The sequence below is a fragment of the Bacillus sp. AFS002410 genome, assembly GCF_002556365.1.
Taxonomy (GTDB): domain Bacteria; phylum Bacillota; class Bacilli; order Bacillales; family Bacillaceae_G; genus Gottfriedia.
Map to the genome: position 1 here is coordinate 84,405 of NZ_NUEU01000016.1, position 18,294 is coordinate 102,698.

15 protein-coding genes are annotated in these 18,294 nt (G+C 33.2%); all 15 read right to left on the reverse strand.

All coding sequences use genetic code 11. The features are described 5' to 3' along the window. Nucleotides 1–53: 53 nt before the first annotated feature. The 15 genes from CN692_RS26145 to CN692_RS11770 all read right to left on the reverse strand — a co-directional run bounded on the left by CN692_RS26145 (nt 54) and on the right by CN692_RS11770 (nt 18,205). Nucleotides 54–209, reverse strand: coding sequence for a hypothetical protein (locus CN692_RS26145; RefSeq protein WP_179874424.1), 156 nt, complete (start codon nt 207–209; stop codon nt 54–56). Continuing rightward, a complete protein-coding gene (locus CN692_RS11705) occupies nt 206–1,465 on the reverse strand; it encodes a helix-turn-helix domain-containing protein (RefSeq protein WP_098119342.1) in 1,260 nt (419 codons plus the stop codon). Before CN692_RS11705 ends, CN692_RS26145 begins: the two co-directional genes overlap by 4 nt. Nucleotides 1,466–1,654: 189 nt before the next feature. Next, nucleotides 1,655–2,362: a chitin disaccharide deacetylase gene (gene chbG / locus CN692_RS11710; RefSeq protein WP_098119343.1), complete on the reverse strand. Its 708-nt coding sequence runs from the start codon at nt 2,360–2,362 to the stop codon at nt 1,655–1,657. Then, nucleotides 2,359–3,690 (reverse strand): 6-phospho-beta-glucosidase, encoded by a 1,332-nt coding sequence (locus CN692_RS11715; RefSeq protein ID WP_098119344.1) that lies wholly within the window; start codon nt 3,688–3,690, stop codon nt 2,359–2,361. The genes chbG and CN692_RS11715 overlap by 4 nt, the downstream gene beginning before the upstream one ends. 18 nt (nt 3,691–3,708) lie before the next feature. Then, nucleotides 3,709–4,029 (reverse strand): PTS lactose/cellobiose transporter subunit IIA, encoded by a 321-nt coding sequence (locus CN692_RS11720; RefSeq protein WP_098119345.1) that lies wholly within the window; start codon nt 4,027–4,029, stop codon nt 3,709–3,711. A gap of 135 nt (nt 4,030–4,164) precedes the next feature. After that, the gene (celB, locus tag CN692_RS11725; RefSeq protein WP_098119346.1) at nt 4,165–5,481 is read right to left on the reverse strand and encodes a PTS cellobiose transporter subunit IIC; all 1,317 of its coding nucleotides are present in this window, start codon (nt 5,479–5,481) and stop codon (nt 4,165–4,167) included. A 22-nt stretch (nt 5,482–5,503) separates the two neighbouring features. Then, on the reverse strand, nt 5,504–5,809 hold the full coding sequence (locus CN692_RS11730; RefSeq protein WP_098119347.1) for a PTS sugar transporter subunit IIB: 306 nt from the start codon (nt 5,807–5,809) through the stop codon (nt 5,504–5,506). A 1,022-nt stretch (nt 5,810–6,831) separates the two neighbouring features. Beyond that, nucleotides 6,832–7,728: a MarR family winged helix-turn-helix transcriptional regulator gene (locus CN692_RS11735; RefSeq protein WP_098119348.1), complete on the reverse strand. Its 897-nt coding sequence runs from the start codon at nt 7,726–7,728 to the stop codon at nt 6,832–6,834. Between the two features lie 176 nt (nt 7,729–7,904). Next, the gene (ypeB, locus tag CN692_RS11740; RefSeq protein WP_098119349.1) at nt 7,905–9,245 is read right to left on the reverse strand and encodes a germination protein YpeB; all 1,341 of its coding nucleotides are present in this window, start codon (nt 9,243–9,245) and stop codon (nt 7,905–7,907) included. Between the two features lie 15 nt (nt 9,246–9,260). Next, nucleotides 9,261–9,977, reverse strand: a complete 717-nt coding sequence (gene sleB / locus CN692_RS11745) for a spore cortex-lytic enzyme (RefSeq protein ID WP_098119350.1) — start codon at nt 9,975–9,977, stop codon at nt 9,261–9,263. 196 nt (nt 9,978–10,173) lie between these two features. Further along, the gene (locus tag CN692_RS11750) at nt 10,174–12,396 is read right to left on the reverse strand and encodes a heparinase II/III family protein (protein ID WP_098119351.1); all 2,223 of its coding nucleotides are present in this window, start codon (nt 12,394–12,396) and stop codon (nt 10,174–10,176) included. A gap of 281 nt (nt 12,397–12,677) precedes the next feature. Next, on the reverse strand, nt 12,678–14,453 hold the full coding sequence (locus CN692_RS11755; RefSeq protein ID WP_098119352.1) for an LTA synthase family protein: 1,776 nt from the start codon (nt 14,451–14,453) through the stop codon (nt 12,678–12,680). 71 nt (nt 14,454–14,524) lie between these two features. Next, a complete protein-coding gene (locus CN692_RS11760) occupies nt 14,525–16,777 on the reverse strand; it encodes a glycosyltransferase (RefSeq protein WP_098119353.1) in 2,253 nt (750 codons plus the stop codon). 7 nt (nt 16,778–16,784) lie between these two features. Then, on the reverse strand, nt 16,785–17,120 hold the full coding sequence (locus CN692_RS11765) for a hypothetical protein (protein ID WP_098170855.1): 336 nt from the start codon (nt 17,118–17,120) through the stop codon (nt 16,785–16,787). A gap of 155 nt (nt 17,121–17,275) precedes the next feature. After that, on the reverse strand, nt 17,276–18,205 hold the full coding sequence (locus tag CN692_RS11770; protein WP_306659818.1) for a DMT family transporter: 930 nt from the start codon (nt 18,203–18,205) through the stop codon (nt 17,276–17,278). Between the last annotated feature and the right edge of the window lie 89 nt (nt 18,206–18,294).

The window sequence follows — 18,294 nt, forward strand, 5'->3', positions numbered from 1 at the left end:
AAATAAAAAACCACAAGGAAATTATTCCTTGTGGTTCACTCTAGTAACCTAAATCAGCTTCCAGGTGGTTTTGGATCATCATCGGTCTTATTTGCAGCTACGTATGATGCATTGTTTGTTAAATGCTGACTTTGAATCGTATGAATCCCAGTATTCGTAAGCACTGCGATAATTAGGGAAAGGCTAATAACTTTAATCATTTTTTTCATCTGAGAACTCCCATATTATGTGTCTTTTTCATTTGTTTCAAGCTAATTTTCAAATATTTACTAGCTAAAAGTAAGTCGCCTTGCTCTTGTTGATATTCAGCAACTCGCTCACTATATTCATGTATCTTCATTCGATTACCATGCTTCTCCATTATTGGAATGCCGTCGTTCATTAAATAGTGAATTAATGTCTCTTTTTCACTTTTTGCTTCGTAATATAGTACTTTTAACTTCACATACTCTACTCTTGTTGTATCTTTAAATAGTTCTAGTTCATGCTCTAATAGATCTATTACTTGTTCATTTTTTTGTAGCTTTAGTAAATGATTAGCAATATTTCCTATAGTAAGATAATACCCTTCAGTATATTTCTCAATTAATGGAAGTGATTTATAATAACACTCCAACGCTTTTTCAGAAAGGTTTTGAGTACCATACAAATACCCTAAATTATGCCAAGCCATTTCAACATTTGTTGTGTTTTGAATTAATTCCGCATCATCTAGTATTTCTTTTAGTAGATTTTCAGCTCTTTCGTATTCACCAGTTTCAGTTAAATGAATGGATAAAATTGTTTTCACATCTAATGTTCTAATAATATTATTCCTTTTTTTAAACACTTCAAGGGCCTTATTACCAAAATAGATCGCTAATGCAGATTGTCCTAATTGACAGTGCATTAAGGATTTTAAATAATAATATTCTGTAATTTCATCACGATAAAGCTTTCTCAAATCATTTACTTCATCTAGTAACTCTAAAGCTTTTTGATAGTTACCCTTTTTATGATTAAAAATTGCATTTAATACATTCCAAACAAATAATTCATATTCAGAAAACATTCTCGTGCTTTTCATTATATTATTAATTAATTTCTCTGCTAAATCTAGCTGATTTAAAAACAAAATATACCTTAACATATATAATTCATATACATATAGCATTTCCGTATATTGGACATACTCCTTATATTTAGATAGTTCTAAATAGAGAGTATCTGCCTTTTTATGGTGTAATCGTTCAATTGCATCATAAAACTCTTGTAGTTTAATTTTCAAACGATTTACTTTATTTTTTTCATCTTCAACTGAAATACCTAATTTCAAGCATAGTAGGTTTAAAGTTTCAATATTAACTTCTTTTGTGTTATTCTCAATTTTACTCAAATGAGAAACGGAACATATCCCATCACATAATTGTTCTTGTGTCATCTGGTGTTTTTTACGATGGTAATTAATGATTTTTCCTATTTTCATAAGTATTTTCCTTAAATATTATTTTAATATTGTTAATATTCATTATAATGTATATCTATCCTATTTTCATCTTACATTTTTTCCCAAGATTATAAAACGCTAATTAATAAAATTATAGAAATAAAAAAGCATAAATCCCACCAAAAGATGGTCTTTATGCTAATCAATTAAACTATTTAGTACTTTATATTATAGTAAAACAATTTCTTTAGGTAATTTGACAGCCGTTAAAACTAACGTTTCTTTTACACGATCTTTAGCATATGAGGAATTGTTTAAAATTTCATGATCTAGATAACCTGGGTGACACATTACTTCAACTGATTGACCATCTTGAACATGAGTTAACACCTTTTCAAAATAATCTTCAGTTACACCTTCTCCATAAAAACCGTGAAGAAAAACATCAGTGAATGGGGTTACCCCATGTAAGGCATTTTCCGAAATACGTCTTACACTTAAATTATATTTTTTCGATAACTTCTGTACGACTGGTAAGAATTCAGGAATGGAATGAACATGATGATGGCTATCAAAATGTGTTGGTTTTAGTCCTGATTCTAGGAATGTTTCAATTTGTTTAGTCCATTCTCTTTCTAATTCTTCTAGGGAGATATTTTTATGCTCGAAGAATTCACTCCTACTTTTAAAATTTCCTTCTTCATTAACAAGCGTTGGAACATCATGTAAAAGAGGTTTTCCACAAGTTAAAACAAGATGGATCCCAACTTGAAGCCCAGGGTTTTCTTTAGCCAGCTCAACTGCGTGACTTACACCAGGCATATTCATCATCATCGTCGCTGAATTAACAATTCCATTTTTGTGCGCATCAATTATTCCATAATTAATCCCTCTTGAATAGCCAAAGTCGTCTGCGTTAACAATTAATTTTATCAATTGACATTCACCTCTTTAAAAAATTGAGGTAAGTGTTTCTTATGAGCTTCTAGCATTTCATCAACAATTTGTTTGGCCACTTTATCTGATGCGACTAAAGGATTAATCGTTAATGCTAGAATTGCTAAGTCATAATCACCAGTGACTGCTGCTTCACATGCCACTCTTTCAAATGATTTGATTTGTTGTACAAGACCTCTTACAGAAACAGGTAAATCTCCCATTACGATTGGCTTTGGACCATCCTTAGTAATGACACAACTAACCTCAACTGCTGAGTCATTTGGAATACTAGCAATCGATCCATTATTCATTGTGTTAACTGGTTGTATATCGCCTTTATCATTATAAATAGAAGAAATTAAACGAACAGCAGCATCACTATAATATGCTCCCCCGCGTTTTTCAAGCTGTGGCGGTTTAATTGATAGATTTGGATCTTTATAAAGTTCAAAAAGATCGTCTTCCAATTTTTTAACAACTTCAGCACGTGTACCGACAGTTTCAGCATTTTTAATATCTTTTTCAACCATATCCCGAGTTTTATAATAATAATTATGATATGGACAAGGTAGTGCATTTAGCGCACGAAGAAACTCAGGTTCCCAGCCATAGCCTTGAATATTTTTAACAAAGCTAGAATTTTCCGGATTCGTTAAAAGTTCAATGACTTGATCTTTTACACTTTCTCCATCAACAAATACATCTAATCCATAAACCATATGATTTAATCCAGCAAAATCAATTCGTACACGAGAATGCTCAACGTTTAATAATTTAGCAATTCCCATTTCCATTCCAATCGGAACATTACATAAACCAACAACTTTTCGATGGTCAGTATAACGAAGAACAGCCTCAGTAACCATGCCTGCAGGATTTGTAAAATTAACTAACCAGGCATTAGGACAAAGCTCCTTCATATCCTTCACAATATCTAAAATAATGGGTATCGTCCTTAAACCTTTAAATAAACCGCCTGGTCCGTTTGTTTCTTGGCCAAGTACTCCGTATTTTAATGGAATTCTTTCATCCTTTGCCCTTGCATCTAATAAACCAACGCGGAATTGAGTTGTTACAAAATCAGCATCTTTAAGCGCTTCTCGACGATCAAGCGTCAAGTGAACTTCTACAGGAAGACCCGCCTTTTGAAACATTCGCTTTGCTAATTGACCAACGATTTCTAATTTTTCCTTACCTTCCTCAATATCTACAAGCCATAGCTCTCGTAACGGAAGCTCGTTGTACCGCTTAATAAATCCTTCTACTAGCTCTGGAGTATAACTAGAACCTCCACCAATTGTCGCAATTTTAATTGTTTTACTCATTACTATGTAAACCTCCTTTTATTTGTTGTTAACTTCTTGCCGCAGCTCAATAATTTCCCTCGCTAAATCCTTTAACGTCATTGCTGTCATTAAATGATCTTGGGCATGGATTAATAGGATTGGAGTATCAAAATCCTCTCCCCCAGCTTCTGCCTGAATCAATTGAGTTTGAAAGCGATGTGCATGACTAAATTCACGATCTGCCTCTGAAAGCTTTTCAAACGCTAGATCAAAATTTTTCTCCTTAGCTGTATAAATCGCCTCCATTGCTAGACTCCTAGCATTTCCACTATGCAATATTAGTTGAAAAGATAGGTTGTACAACTCTTCCTTTGTCACTAGAATCACACCCTTTAATAGATTTGAAGAAAACAATACCAAGAGCCTGCCACAGGGCAAGCTTCCAGTGTGTTTACAAAATATAATAAATAAGATACCCAGACTGATTTTGTAAACAGTCTGGGGAAAGACCTTTTAGTTAGTAGAACTATTTTCAGTTTTTAAGTTTTGTTTATCCCACATTCTGAAGAACGGGAAGTAGATTAAGAATGCAATAACTAGGTTAATCAATTGCATTGCAGATCCTCTCCAGTCACCTCCAGTTGCAAGCCAACCGCCGATAATTGGTGGAGTCGTCCAAGGAATGGCAATACCGTGAGTTTTTGGTGCAAAACCGGTCTTCATTCCTATATATGTGGTTACAACAAGAACTAATGGAGTCAAAATAAATGGAACTAGAAGTAATGGGTTCATTACTACTGGCGCCCCGAAAGTAATTGGCTCATTAATATTAAAGATACCAGGACCGATCGATAGTCTTCCCAATTGCTTTGCATGCTGACTCTTTGCAAATAGTAGCATCATAAGTGCAAAACAAATAGTTGCACCAGAACCGCCCATATAGACGAAGATATCAAAGAATTGTTGTGTAACAACGTTTGGCATTGCATGGTGTGCTTGTAAAGCCATACGGTTTGCATCAGTTGATGCCAACCATACTGGACCCATTACGCCACCAACAATTGCCGCACCATGTAAACCAACTGACCATAATAATTGAATTAATAATACCGCTATTAAGGCACCTGCTAATGATCCACCAAGTTTACTAAGTGGATCTTGTAATAAATCACCTACAACATTGTGTAAAGTTTGGTAGTGTGTGTGTTCAATTAATAAACGAATAATCCATACGCAAAGAATAACTAAAAAAGCTGGAAATAATGCAACGAATGACTTACTTACACTTGGTGGTACACCATCCGGCATCTTAATGACAAAATTCTTTTGAATTACCCATCTATAAATTTCGGTTGAGAATAAAGCAATAATGATAGCAACAAACAGACCCTTACTTCCTAAAAACGCCATAGGTAGTACTCCACCTACTTTGATTGCTGCAGTTGCACCAGTAGGAGTAAACATTGTGAAGTATGGTGTTGATAAAATAAACGAAGCAATTGAAATCGAACCAGCATTTAATGCATCTACTTTGTAATGTTCAGCAAGTCGATAAGCGATACCAAATCCTGCAATAAGCGCCATAATATCAAACGAAGCACTTACCGGATAGAGCAGCTTTGTTTGCCAAGCAGCACCAAACGTTTTTGCCATAAATTCCGGATAACTGTCAAAAGGTAAGAAGCCTAAAATTAAGAAAATAGAACCGACAATGATAAGAGGCAGCGTTAAAATAATTCCATCACGTAATGCTTGCAAGTGTCGTTGACCCGCAATTTTACCAGCAACAGGCATTACTTTCTCTTCCAACATCTGAGTAAAGTTGGCCATTACAAATCACCCCTATATGAAATTATGAACCTATTAAATCGATTGCAAATTTCAGGACCTCTGCTCCTTTACACATCCCGTAGTGAACAGGATTTATCGCATCAACCGGAATTCCTTTTTGTGAACCTTCTTTCTTTAATTGTGGGAGTAGATACCTTACCTGGGGACCTACGAGTAATACGTCTGCTTGATCAAGATGATTTTTAACATCATTCGCACTTACTGCCCAAATCCTTGCTTCGATCCCTTCAGACTTTGCAGCAGCTTCCATTTTTGTAACTAATAAACTTGTAGACATACCGGCAGCACAACATAATAAAATGTTCATTAAATCCCCCCTTCTCTCTAAAGAAAACGCTTACAACACAATTAAACTTCTACTAACAAGCAGACCTTACGAACTTACCTCTCTCCCCTAAAATTTTAATCTCAAGAAATATATATTCACCATTTTGGACAATAGGACAAATATAAAAAAATTTTTTTACTGATCGAAACCATAGACTTTTACATGTAAAGTCGCTTCAAATTAAGCACTACTCATGCTTTGGGTAGATTGTCTTACTAAACTCAATTAACAAGATTATGATGATCAGATATCAAAACTAAAGTCTCATATTCGTAATAAACTGACTAGTGTTTTGAACTAGAAATGCGAAAACTACTATTCATAAAAAAAGAAATGGTTAGATCACTAAACCATTTTCTTAGACTGTTAAAAAATCAACTGACCAATTAATCAATAGTATTTTTCCATGTAAAGGAAGCTGGATGTGGTTGGCTATAGGAAGTTAGAAAAAAAGAAATTAAAAGTCAGTTTAATTGTCAGATAGGTAGCCCCGCTCGAGAAAATTGTTGCGCTTTGCTTGTCTAGAAGGAAAATGGGAGGGTATCTTAGAAAGGTTTTTCAGTTTGATTTGATTTTATAGTTCAAATTTATCGATATTTAGTAGATTTCTTCATTTTACTAGTCAATTTAGATAGAATTAGAGCAATTTATTGATTTTCCATTTTAGTGTATCTACTTTTGAACAATTATTAAGGTCGGATACCATTACTGGTATAGGTTCTATCTTATCTAATATCGGATTCTAGGAAACTTATTTGCAGTTCTGTTATTTTTAATTGCAGTTTTGCTAATTTTGTTTGCAGATTCGCTCTTTTTATTTGCACTTCGACCTTTATTTGCAGTTCCTGATTACTTATTTGCACCTTTCACAAATGTATTTACACGTTCATCGTTCTTATTTGTACCTCGACTTTTTCAACTACTCTTCTTCATCTTCCCGCCTTTGCCTTATTCAAGAACAAAAAAAATGGCTAGATAACAAAGCCATTTCCTTTTACTTATTATGAGTTTTCATCGTCATGATCCAGTGAATTTTTTTCCATACTGCTTTGATTAAATTCGTAATTATGTGGGTCATGTTTGGGTCTCAATACGCGTTGGGCTTGTTCTCGCCCATAGCCACGCGAGTCTTCATGTGGTCTAAATTCACGTGGGTCTAAACCTGGTCCATATCCGCGAGGGGATTCACCTGGCCCAAAACCACGTGGATCGCGTCCCGTTCTAAATCCATCTCGGCCATGTCTTGGTCCAACACCTCTTTGGTCATGTTCTTGTTCAAATCCTCTTTGGTCTTGGCCAGATTCGAATTCTCTTGATTCGTGTTCGTGTCTAGCGCTTCTAAGACTATGTTCACGCTTAAATCTACGAAGAGGATGTTCGTCTCTAGATCCACGAAGTCGTTGAACAAGCTCACTTTCATCATGACTTCTGACTCTTCGATATTCACCATCGTTTTGTGACAATTCTTGTTCTAATGCATCTAGTAACTTTAAAGTGATCTCGGAAAAACTAAATTTTTCTTCATCTGAAAGAATATCAAAAACATGCAATTTATCTTGTTGTTTTTCGTTTTCATTCGCTGCTTCTAATCCTGCTTCTGTTAGCTGAATGGACAATATACGACGATCATTTTCTAATGGTTCACGAGTAAGATACCCTTTCTTTTCAAGTTTACCTAGCAGCTCACCCAAGGATTGCGGTCTCATATCTAATAAATAAGATAGTTCTTTTTGCGTCGTTTTTGGTTTTAATTTTAGTAAACTCAATATACGTCCCTGACCTAAAAGCTTGTTGCGTAATACTCCGCTTTCTCTTGATTTAATAATTAAATATTTTCGAAGTTGATTTTCAAGTCTAAAAAATTGTTCAATTAGATCATTCTCATTTAGTTCGCTCATACTAGTTCCTCCAAATAGTATTTTGAAAAATTATAACTTCATTCAAAAAAGTAAGGTACCTTATTAAGTTAGATAATAAGGTACCTTACTAAAATTGTCAATTATAAATTTCCATTCTAAATGATATAAGTCTTATACTTAAGGCTCTTACTGAGAACTTCAGACAACTGCTTAAATCAGTCATAGTTCTCAACAAGAACATTTAGCTTTTTAATCTGCTCTTCCATACCAGTATCTGCATTAATAAATACTTGATATGTATCATTCCCTCTAATTCCAACAAATTCATAGCAGAGCACTTCTTGATTTAATTTATTTAAAATAATCGCTTTGCGCTCTTCCATTATTTTTATATTTGAATTGATATTATTTCGCGCCTGTTCAACTGATATTTTTGGCTTTGGAATCGTTCTTTTCGCAAATGCTGATAAATAATTTCTTGATGAAAATCCAACAATACTTCCGTCATCAAGTGCTATCTTCATCGTAACGGATTCAGGATATATTCTGACACCATCCTGCTTTGAAACATAAGTAAATACACCGACAGTATCATATTGTGAGCTTTCGGTAAGCTCCATATTTGAGAATTTATTTCTTTCTAAAAATTTAAGGCCATTAATTGAAGCTTGATTCAAGTCGACTTTTTGTGGTTTTATAGCTCGACTATCAATTACCCAAACAGGATAGCCTCCCTTTTCAGTAATATCCATACAAATTTCACTATTTGTTTTTGGTTCCCTAATCTCTAAAGTATAGTATCGATCTTTTAATTTCTCGCCTGTGAGTTGAGCTTTTATTTGTGCAGTACTATTTAATTCTAGAAATTTCTTGGCTATGTCGATTGCTTGTTCTTTTGTTACTTTTTCACCCTTTACATTCGCTAGGTTTGACCGATTTACTTTAAAATCAGTCAGTGAAGGATCTGTATTTGCATCCGAATAGGTCATTACATTCTTTTCGACTGTTTTAAATCCGTCAATAATTGCGTTATTTTTTGGATTTTGATCCTTTGCATAAGCGAGTTCAACATCCATCCAACGCAGTTTATTTTCAAAAACCATATGCTGCACTTTTCGAATCTCACCTTGTATATCAGCAGAGTTCTCATATAATTTTTGTAGCTTTGCGTATTCGTTTTCAGTCAATGGTTCTTTATCCAAATCTCTTACTGCAGTTCGATAGCTAAAATCACCTATATCGGTTAGAAACTCTTCTGTATTATTAATTGGTAAAAGTCGCAGTGGCAGCTGTCCCACATTAGAATGAGCTTGTGAGGTAATACCCCATACTTCAACGAGGGCTGGTGAGATTGATGACTTTGACTTCATTGCCAAAGTGTCACCAATTTTATCGTGTAATAAATCTAATTCATAAGTCAATTCATGGAATGCACGTTGATAATTGTTTTCTGCCTGAACTTTAATTTCGTTTTTAGCTTTATGCTCTGTATAACCCCAATATGAAGTTCCTAAAATTCCTACTGCTAAAACGCCTATTGCAGCTTCTTTAATCATACAAACACTCCTTTCTTATCGGCAAAATATATGTCTACCAATTTGCTTAATTTGTGGCCGGCTCCAAATCCAAGCACTAGTCGCTGTGTCAGGATTAAAATAATATAGAGCATTTTCGCTTGGATCCCATCCATTTACCGCATCTAAAACTGCATTTTTTGCAGTCTCATTTGGTGTTAAATAGATTTGTCCATCAGATACTGCAGTGAAGGCACCTGGTTCAAAAATGACACCTGAAACTGTATTTGGAAATGAAGAATTACTTACGCGATTCAAAATAACTGCTGCAACAGCCACTTGACCGATATACGGTTCGCCACGCGATTCTCCATAAACTGCATTTGCCATTAGCTGAATATCATTTTGCGAATAACCATTTGGTACATTTGTTCCAGAATTACCTGTATTTCCGGAGCTTTCATATTTTGTAGCCTTTACTAGCATTGCTTTTGTTTTTGCACCTACAATTCCATCAACTGGCATCCCAAAGTTGTTTTGAAAGTTTCTAACGGCCCAGTATGTGTTATATCCAAAGACACCATCTACTTTACTAGTGTAATAACCGTTGTATTTCAAGCGAGACTGTAATTCAATAACATCCTCTCCAGTAGCACCCATTTGTAACACTTGGCTTGTAAAAGCTTGTACATTATTGAGTTGAACATTACAGAAAATGCTCATAAAAACGATCCAAAAAATTAACGGACCCTTTAAGAAAACTAGTTTCCTCATTTCAAACCTCCTAAAGTATAAATATCCCTTTTTGTATTTTTTTCAAGAACACCCAATTTATGTAAAAAAAAATAAAAAGTGAATTTTATAGATCCATCTGATTGTAATGAGATAGCTGTTTCTTTTAATAAAAAAAAGACAATTCACCGTGATGGTAAATTGTCTTGAATAATATTATGACTGTTCTTTCGTGAAACTAACTCACTTTAACTAGCTTTGCTTTACTTATATTTCCTGCATTATCCTTTGCCGATACAGATATAGTGATTCCTTTTTTCAAAGCAAGAATTTTCAGTTGATAATTTCCATATTTATCAGATGTAGTTGTATATGTTGTACTACCGTTTTTAGCTAATATGCTGATGGATTTTTCAGTTGTTCCACTAATTATTTTTGTTTTACTAGAAGCAGTTTTTACTGTAGGCGTATTAGGTGGTGTTTTATCCAGCACCACAGTAACCGCAGAATTCTTATATTGCTTATTTTTACTAGTTACAACAATATTTAGCTTTTTGCCCGCTTTTTGAAGTGGTAAACTAATCGTAAAATTACCAGTAAGATCAGCTTGTCCACTTGCAATCTGCTTTGTTCCATCCATTACACTTATTAATGCTCCACCTTGTGTGAATCCTTTCAATACTTTGTCTTGATCAGAGACATTATAAACATATGGTGTGCCTAGTGGTTTTATCACATTAAATGATGTTCCATCCGACATGTCTATTTTGTATGTATCTTCATTTAATGAAAAATTCATCACAGAATTAGCATTATTACTTATACTTGTAAAATATTGAACATTTTTTCCACTAGATTGAAAATCTAATTGTTTAATAGGATAAATGCTGTTAAATACTGTAGAAGCAAATCCTCTAATTGGTGTCTTCTGACCAAAATACTCTTTTACGCTAGAAGGAGTATGCTGTTTGAACATAATCGATTGATTCAGTAAAAAAGAACTTGGATCAATTTTTGAATTCTCGATTCCTTGACCAATATTAAAAATTTGTTCTGTTTTATGACTAGTATTTGAAAGAATTTCGTCTTGAATGAGTGTTACTTTGTTCTCCTTTAAGTACACCATTGTACGATAAACTCGAACACCGCTATAAATTGTATGTTCTCCTGTAATAATGACACTTTCTGGGCTATCAATAAAATTCGTCATTTTCGATTTTCCAACATTGCTAACTGAAATTGGATATGACTTTCCATCAATCGTAACTACATTATGAGCAAATGTTGTTCTTAAGTACTTTTGATAAGGATCACTTGTATTGTAATTATATTTACCCCCATCGGTAAAGATTTCCTTACCATTTTGAGAATAGATAAATGATAAATCATCAGCATGTTTATGTGAGGTACTAAAATTACTAGCTGTAAATAATAATGATGAAGTATTTACTCCCCAGCCATCCCTAACAACTGCAACTGCGTTAGAAATGTTACTTACTAATGGTGGTTGTACACCACTTTTTCCTTTTGTAATTACATATTCGAATTCAGGATCTAATACTGAATATTGACTCGGCTTTGGTAAATAACGAAAGTCTGTATCACCTAATCTAGGAACCGAAAAGTCTGATAAAACAAGCTTCGCAAATGCATTTTGTGCTTTTAGTAAAAGATTCGTCAAATCACGATCATTTGCAATCTTATTTATATCCCCAATCAAAGTCATAACAACGTCAAAATATTGTGGACTATGTTCTTTATGAAGACCATCTACCGTGAAATCCTTTTTTATATGAGCCTTCGTTCGATTTAGTGCATTTACTCTCCATGTTGAACTCGTTGCTTCTTCAGGGAAATAGGCCGCAAATTGAATAAGGGCACGATCTTGAAAATAACCATAGTTTGTTTTTGTATCATAATACTTAGAGCTATTTAACAAGCTGCCATGTAATCGAAGTATATTCTTTATGTAGTCTTCATTTGTTTGGGTTGCTACTGATGAATTTGCATAATAATGATAAAAATACATTAAATTATTCGTGCGATTCGCAATAGTATGTGCATTATATGTATAGTAATCCGATGGTTTAGCCGGATTCGAATTTACACTCCAAAATGACTTGATTAAATTTAAACCGTATAATAAATACTTTGTATCATTCGTTTTTTCATATGCATTTGTTAAAAAACTTAAAGTATCTAGGCTTTGATAATACAAACGCCATGTTGTACTATGAAAGGGATCCTCCTTCCAAGTAATCTTTTTAGTCGTTTTATAAAAAGAATAGGTTGGAGAAACATACAATTCTCCCCCTAAGATGCGATCAGCAATAGCTGCTGAATCATTTGATACTTGACTTCTCTTCGTTAAATAAATTTCTTTATTTACTTCAGCAAATGAATGAATAGTAGTAGAAAATAACATAATGGCTGCTAAGAATATTGCACTTAATTTTTTCATAGTTCCTCCTAATCTGACAATCTATTAAACTGTCAACCAGAAGATTATACTACAAAAAAACTCATTATTTGTTAAAAAATAAATATATTATTTGATTTTTTTACCAAAGTATGATTCGTATTTTGTATATATTTCCAAACGAACCATTTTATGTAAATTTTTTTTAAAAATGCTGAAGAATCACTTGTAAATCAGTATAATGCCAATTTATTATCACAAAAAAAAGGACCGTTTTGGCCCTTTCTGTATAAAGTCAAAAAATGGATTTTTCGGATACTATTTTATTGATGAACGCTATTATTAAAAGTAATACCTTCACCAAATACTCGATCATAAATGATCCAATCCCAAACATCATTTGAGTGATTTTTAAGTACCCAATCATACCAAGTTTGTTCAATCTGGTTATTCGTAAGAATCTTCATTAGAAGTGGTCCAATTTCATATGATTCTAATGTAAGATTACCATTTTGTAAAAATGGCTTTGAATAATTCTTAATCTTGTCCATTGTATTTTTGTCATTACTCCATATCCACATAGGAGTTTCATTATACCAATCCTCTTCTTCGCTCTTCTCTATCGGCGCTCCCCACTGCTCGTAAGTTTCTTTTTTATCACCAAATGTTGGACGATGGTCACCGTAAAAAAGGACGATTGTAGGATTTTTACGTTTTTTGATTTCCTGCCATACTGAGACAAGCGAATTTCCACTTTTATAAATACCGCTTGCATAGCTTCCCACTTTTTCTTTTAACGCGTCATCCATTGGAACTCCACTTACTTTAATATTTTCTTCCGGAAAGCGACCTTTATGCCAATCAAAGTGGTTTTGCATTGTCACAAAGAAAACAAACTGACTCCCTTTTTTATTAATTAAGGATAATGCTTTTTTGGAGCTACAGTCGTCAGATATATAAGAACCAAATTTTTCACATGACGTTAAATCTTTTTCAGACAAGAACTGATTAAACCCTAAATGAGGATAAACTTCTTTTCTGTTAAAAAAGGATGTTTTAAAAGGATGCAGCGCAATTGGATCCATACCTAATTTTCTAACATCCTGAACGAGACTAGGCATTTCTCTATTTCCCATTTTTCCTTCTTGATATGGAGTACGCTCTTCCAATTTCCGTTTTAATTTTAGGCTAGTTAAGATTTCGAATTCCTCATTAGCCGTTCGGCCTCCAAATGTGTTACTGATTAAAGTACCATGAATCCCTTCATTTATTGAACGAAGGGGTGCATTTGGATCGGTATTCCATGTTAATTTCGTACCATCAAAAGTATTATAAGCCTCACTTTGGATCACTAAAATATCCGGTAATTGTGCAGGCTTCGTTAGTGGTTTCGTTGATTTTAACTCTTTAATAATTCCATCTTTTACATTAGGAGCTAGCTTAGGCTCTTCCTTTTTACTGTTTATATACGTAACTAAAAATGTTGGATACATACCATATCTTTCTACGCTAGTTTCGTAATTCCAAGGAATATATTGTACATTTGAATATTTAACAAAATAGGCATACCCTTCTTTAGCCCCAAATGAAAAAAACACGCCTAGTGATACGATTAATAGGAAGCGGAAAGCATTTTTCCTTTTAGAAGCATTTCTCCATTTTTTATATGCAAAATAAGTGCCTAAACCTAGAAAAGCTATAATAGTAAATAGGCCACTCCATTTTAGAATAGAAGGAAGTTTTGAAAATTGAATAAAGACGATTGGATCACGCAGAAAAAGTAAATCACTTGGATGAAATGGCTCTCCAGTATATTTTATTTTTTCCGATAGTGCATAAGAGAATATTCCTAATGCCCCGACAATCGTCACTAAAATCCACCAAACGTTATAGCCAAGGGAAAACAGACCGATCACAATGATGGAAACAATAACTGATACAATCAAAAAGTTCCATTTAAAAGTATCTGTTAGCATCCAATTCTGATAAAGTTTTACATCGTTTTTCCACAAATAATTATGAGACCAGATAACAAGTAAATAACTACAGACCAACCCTATAAGAATTGGTCCTAGAAAATGAAAGCTTTTTTTAACCATTAAACATCTACCCTTTATAATTAATCGCTACTCTCAATTTAGAAGTAGCTTCATAAAAAATATCGTCGGTTTTAATTTAATTTCTCATTTGGTAATTCTTCATCAAATTGGTTGATTTGTTGAATGATTTTCTCCATAACTAAAGATTCAAAAACTTTAGCGGCTCCTTCTGTATCACCAATTTCTGATTTGTATTTCGTATCAAATCTACTTAATATACTACCTTTTTCAAAAATCCCCCAAATATTATTCCCACTACCTTTATAATCGCTCAATTTCGACGGTAAATAAGGATTAATATCTTTATAATCTTTCGTGAATGCATCGTTTACGACTAGACAATCAAATTTCGTTGTAAAATTCAAAAACTCTAAAAAGTTAACGTACGGATTAACTTTAATATTTTGTTCAATTGTCTCTCCTGATAATTCATTTGCTAGAGCCTTTGGATCAGAAGTAAAAATATGAAGTTTAATTTTATCTCTTAATTCAGGCTTCGTTATTTTAAGCCCTTCTATTAATTCATTTAATTTTCTCGTTTGATAAAATGTACCAAAATACCCTAGGTTTACTTTACTTGGATCAATTCCATATTTACTTGCCTTAACGTGATAATATTGCTTCGGTAATGTCGGTTGATTACAAATTTTTGCTTTATTTAAAATGACCTCTTTCATTTCTTGCAACGGGAACATTTCGGACATGTATTTCATCTGATTTTCATTTGTAAACACAATTTCATCTGCAAATGCATAAGCAATATATTCACACCAAAAAAACATATTATTATTAAACGCTAGTGGAAAATTATTTTTCTTTAAAAGGGCATTAACCTTTTTATAAAATCCTAGATCAATAATTGCAGACTTACGCTCATTTCCTTGAATATCCAAAAGGATCGGATCAGAGAACTCTGCAACCCATCTTACTTTTGGATTTTTTAGTTTATATTCAAATGCCAAAAAGTGTGAAGCTGGCCAAAGTGCTCGGCTATAAACTTTATGATATGTACCATTTCTTTTTTCTTTAAATTTAATTTCCTTTAGAGATTTTTTTATAAAATCTTTCATTGATTTCCATTGTTTAAAACTACTAGCAGATGATATTTCCATTCTATTAAGAATAAACCCATCCACCATTGCATTTTGACGATAATCAGTTTCCCTTACCTTTGACATATCATTATAAATGACGTCCACTACTTCATTATTTTCGATAATACGCTTAGCCATCACAGTGCCACTTGTATCAACATATGGTGGAAAACAATAAGAAATTATTAAAGAACGTGCCTCACCATTGTATAGCTTAAAATAAGGGAAATAGACAAAACGATGTTTATTTACTTCTTCAGTTACTTTTTCTCTCAATTCATTGCTATTATTTATATACCGATCTATAAATCCATATTGAGCGTGTATTTTCCCTTTAATGAATTGTTGGATTGTAGGACTATTTGTTTCTCCAAGTAAAACATCAAGATGTTTCATTACTTGAAGACGCTCAATTACACTAAACTCAAATGAATTTTCACGTCTAGAAACCGAGTTATCTCTTAAAACTCGATAATAAATTGCATGCTCTTCTAACGGAACAACTTTAAGATGAAAGTAATGTGAAGCAAATAATTTAGTAAAAAATACTACATCTTCTCCACTTTTTAATCCGACAGAATAGTGTTGGGTTTTTACATTCTTTGTTGGTATCAGTTTACAAGCGTTCATAGTTAAAACACTATTCAAGTCATTATAAGTATAAAGTTTATTATCCAGCGCTTTTTTAATTTGGGAGTTAATAGGGTTATTGGGGTTCATGTTTCCATTTAGATCCACATCGACAACTTGTGTAATCACTACTGAATCTTCATCAGCGTGATTAAACAGTTTCTCAAGATAATTAGTAGAAATATAATCGTCATCATCTAAGAAAGTAATATATTTTTTAGATGCTTCTTGAATCCCCATATTTCTTGCCGCCGAAACACTAGCTACTTCTGAATAAAGAATTTTGAAGTGATTTATACTTTGCTCTTTTATAAATTGCATCAAAATCTCTTCCGTTTGATCCTTTTCTCCGTTAATAATAAAGATGACTTCGAAATATTTTGATGAAAGGGTTTGTTCTTTTAATGATTCAATGCACTTAGTTATAACCTTTTCGCCTTTATATGTTGGGAGAATTACGCTAATACCATTTACTAACTTTTTGAAATGATATTTTGAAAAGTTAGAGTCCTCAGGGATTTCTCTATTCATTCGTTGGTATATTTCGATTTTCATTTTTTCAATTTCTTCTAGTCTTTGTTGAATTTCAAACTTGTTCAAAAATAACTCACCTACCTTTTATCTTTCTTATAGCCCATCTTTTTAACTTCCAATAAAATCGAATTATTTTTCCAAGCTTTGATTGCATTACTTTCGAATAACGCTCTTCTAATAATTGGATTTCTCTCTCCAATTTTTCAATATGCTTTAAATTTTTATATTGCAGCTCTAGCGCTGTTTCTTCATTAGTTAAGAAAGTTAAAAACTGTTCGTAAAACTGCGATTCATTTTCAATATGATTAAAATTAGCTTTAAGCTTATTTAGTTTTAAAAACCAACTAGGAATTTCTGATTCATTTATTTCTGAATTTAACGACTGAGAGCTAGGATCGATTGTTGTCATAATCAAGAGGTCCTTCCAAATAGTATGAATACTCTTTAATATGCCCTAAATAGCAAGTTTTTTTTCATGAAATGCTGAAGATTATATATCATTTTCCTAGACAAAATAAAAAAGACAATCACCTTTAGGTAATTGTCTGAAGTAATCATATTGAATTAAGCTTGAAATTGATTATCCCTTTTAATTTTACGGGATAGATCTTCGTAAACCCCTGAACCGAACAGCACACCGATTAAAATTAAAATAAAGCCAACAACTTGTGTTAAAACGATTTTTTCTCCTAAAAATAATACCGCTCCAATTAGAGAAAAAAATGGATTTAGATTTAAAAATATTGCTGCCTCTGTTGTACCAACCTTGCCAAGTGCGAAGTTATATAGCATATGCCCCATAGCTGTAGCAACAACTGCAGATGCAAAAAATACCGCCCAAATTCCAGCAGAATGATGTACCATACTTGCCAATCCACCTGGCTCAAGTATTTGACTGATTCCAAATAAAATGATTGAACCCATCACTAGCATGTATCCAGTCATTAATCTTGGGTCTAAAGTTTTAGAAGCTTTTTTAATTAACACGAAGCTTGAAGCTTGAGCTAAAATTGCTAAAAACACATAAAAATCTCCGTGTGACACTCCGTGAAATCCGCCACCACTTTGGAAAACAATAAAAGCAACTCCTGCAAATCCAAATAAAACGCCTAATATTCTAACAAAGGTCATTACACTACCTAAAAAGAAGACTGACAGTAAGGCTGTTAAAAGTGGCCCCATCCCGAGTATTAGGCCCCCGTTTGATGCTGAAGTTTGAGAAAGACCAATCGATAAAAAATAATGATGTGCGACTACATTTAAAAGCATCGCAGGAAAAACATACCCAAATTCCTTCTTAGTAAGCAATCGAACTTTTTTAATTAAAAATAAAATAACAAAAACACTTACCCCAGCAGTAAATACACGAATTGCTGTCATCGTAACAGGCATAAAGTTTTCTACTAGAACTTTTGTAGCAATAACATTAAATCCCCATACCACCATAATACAAAATAAAATGATGTAAATTTGTTGCTTCTTCAACTTCTCCACTTCTTTCTCTTTAGCCTATCGATTAAAAATAAAAAGAGGGAAATGCTTCCCCTCTAATTTTATGAATCCGAGAACTTTTAATATACTTT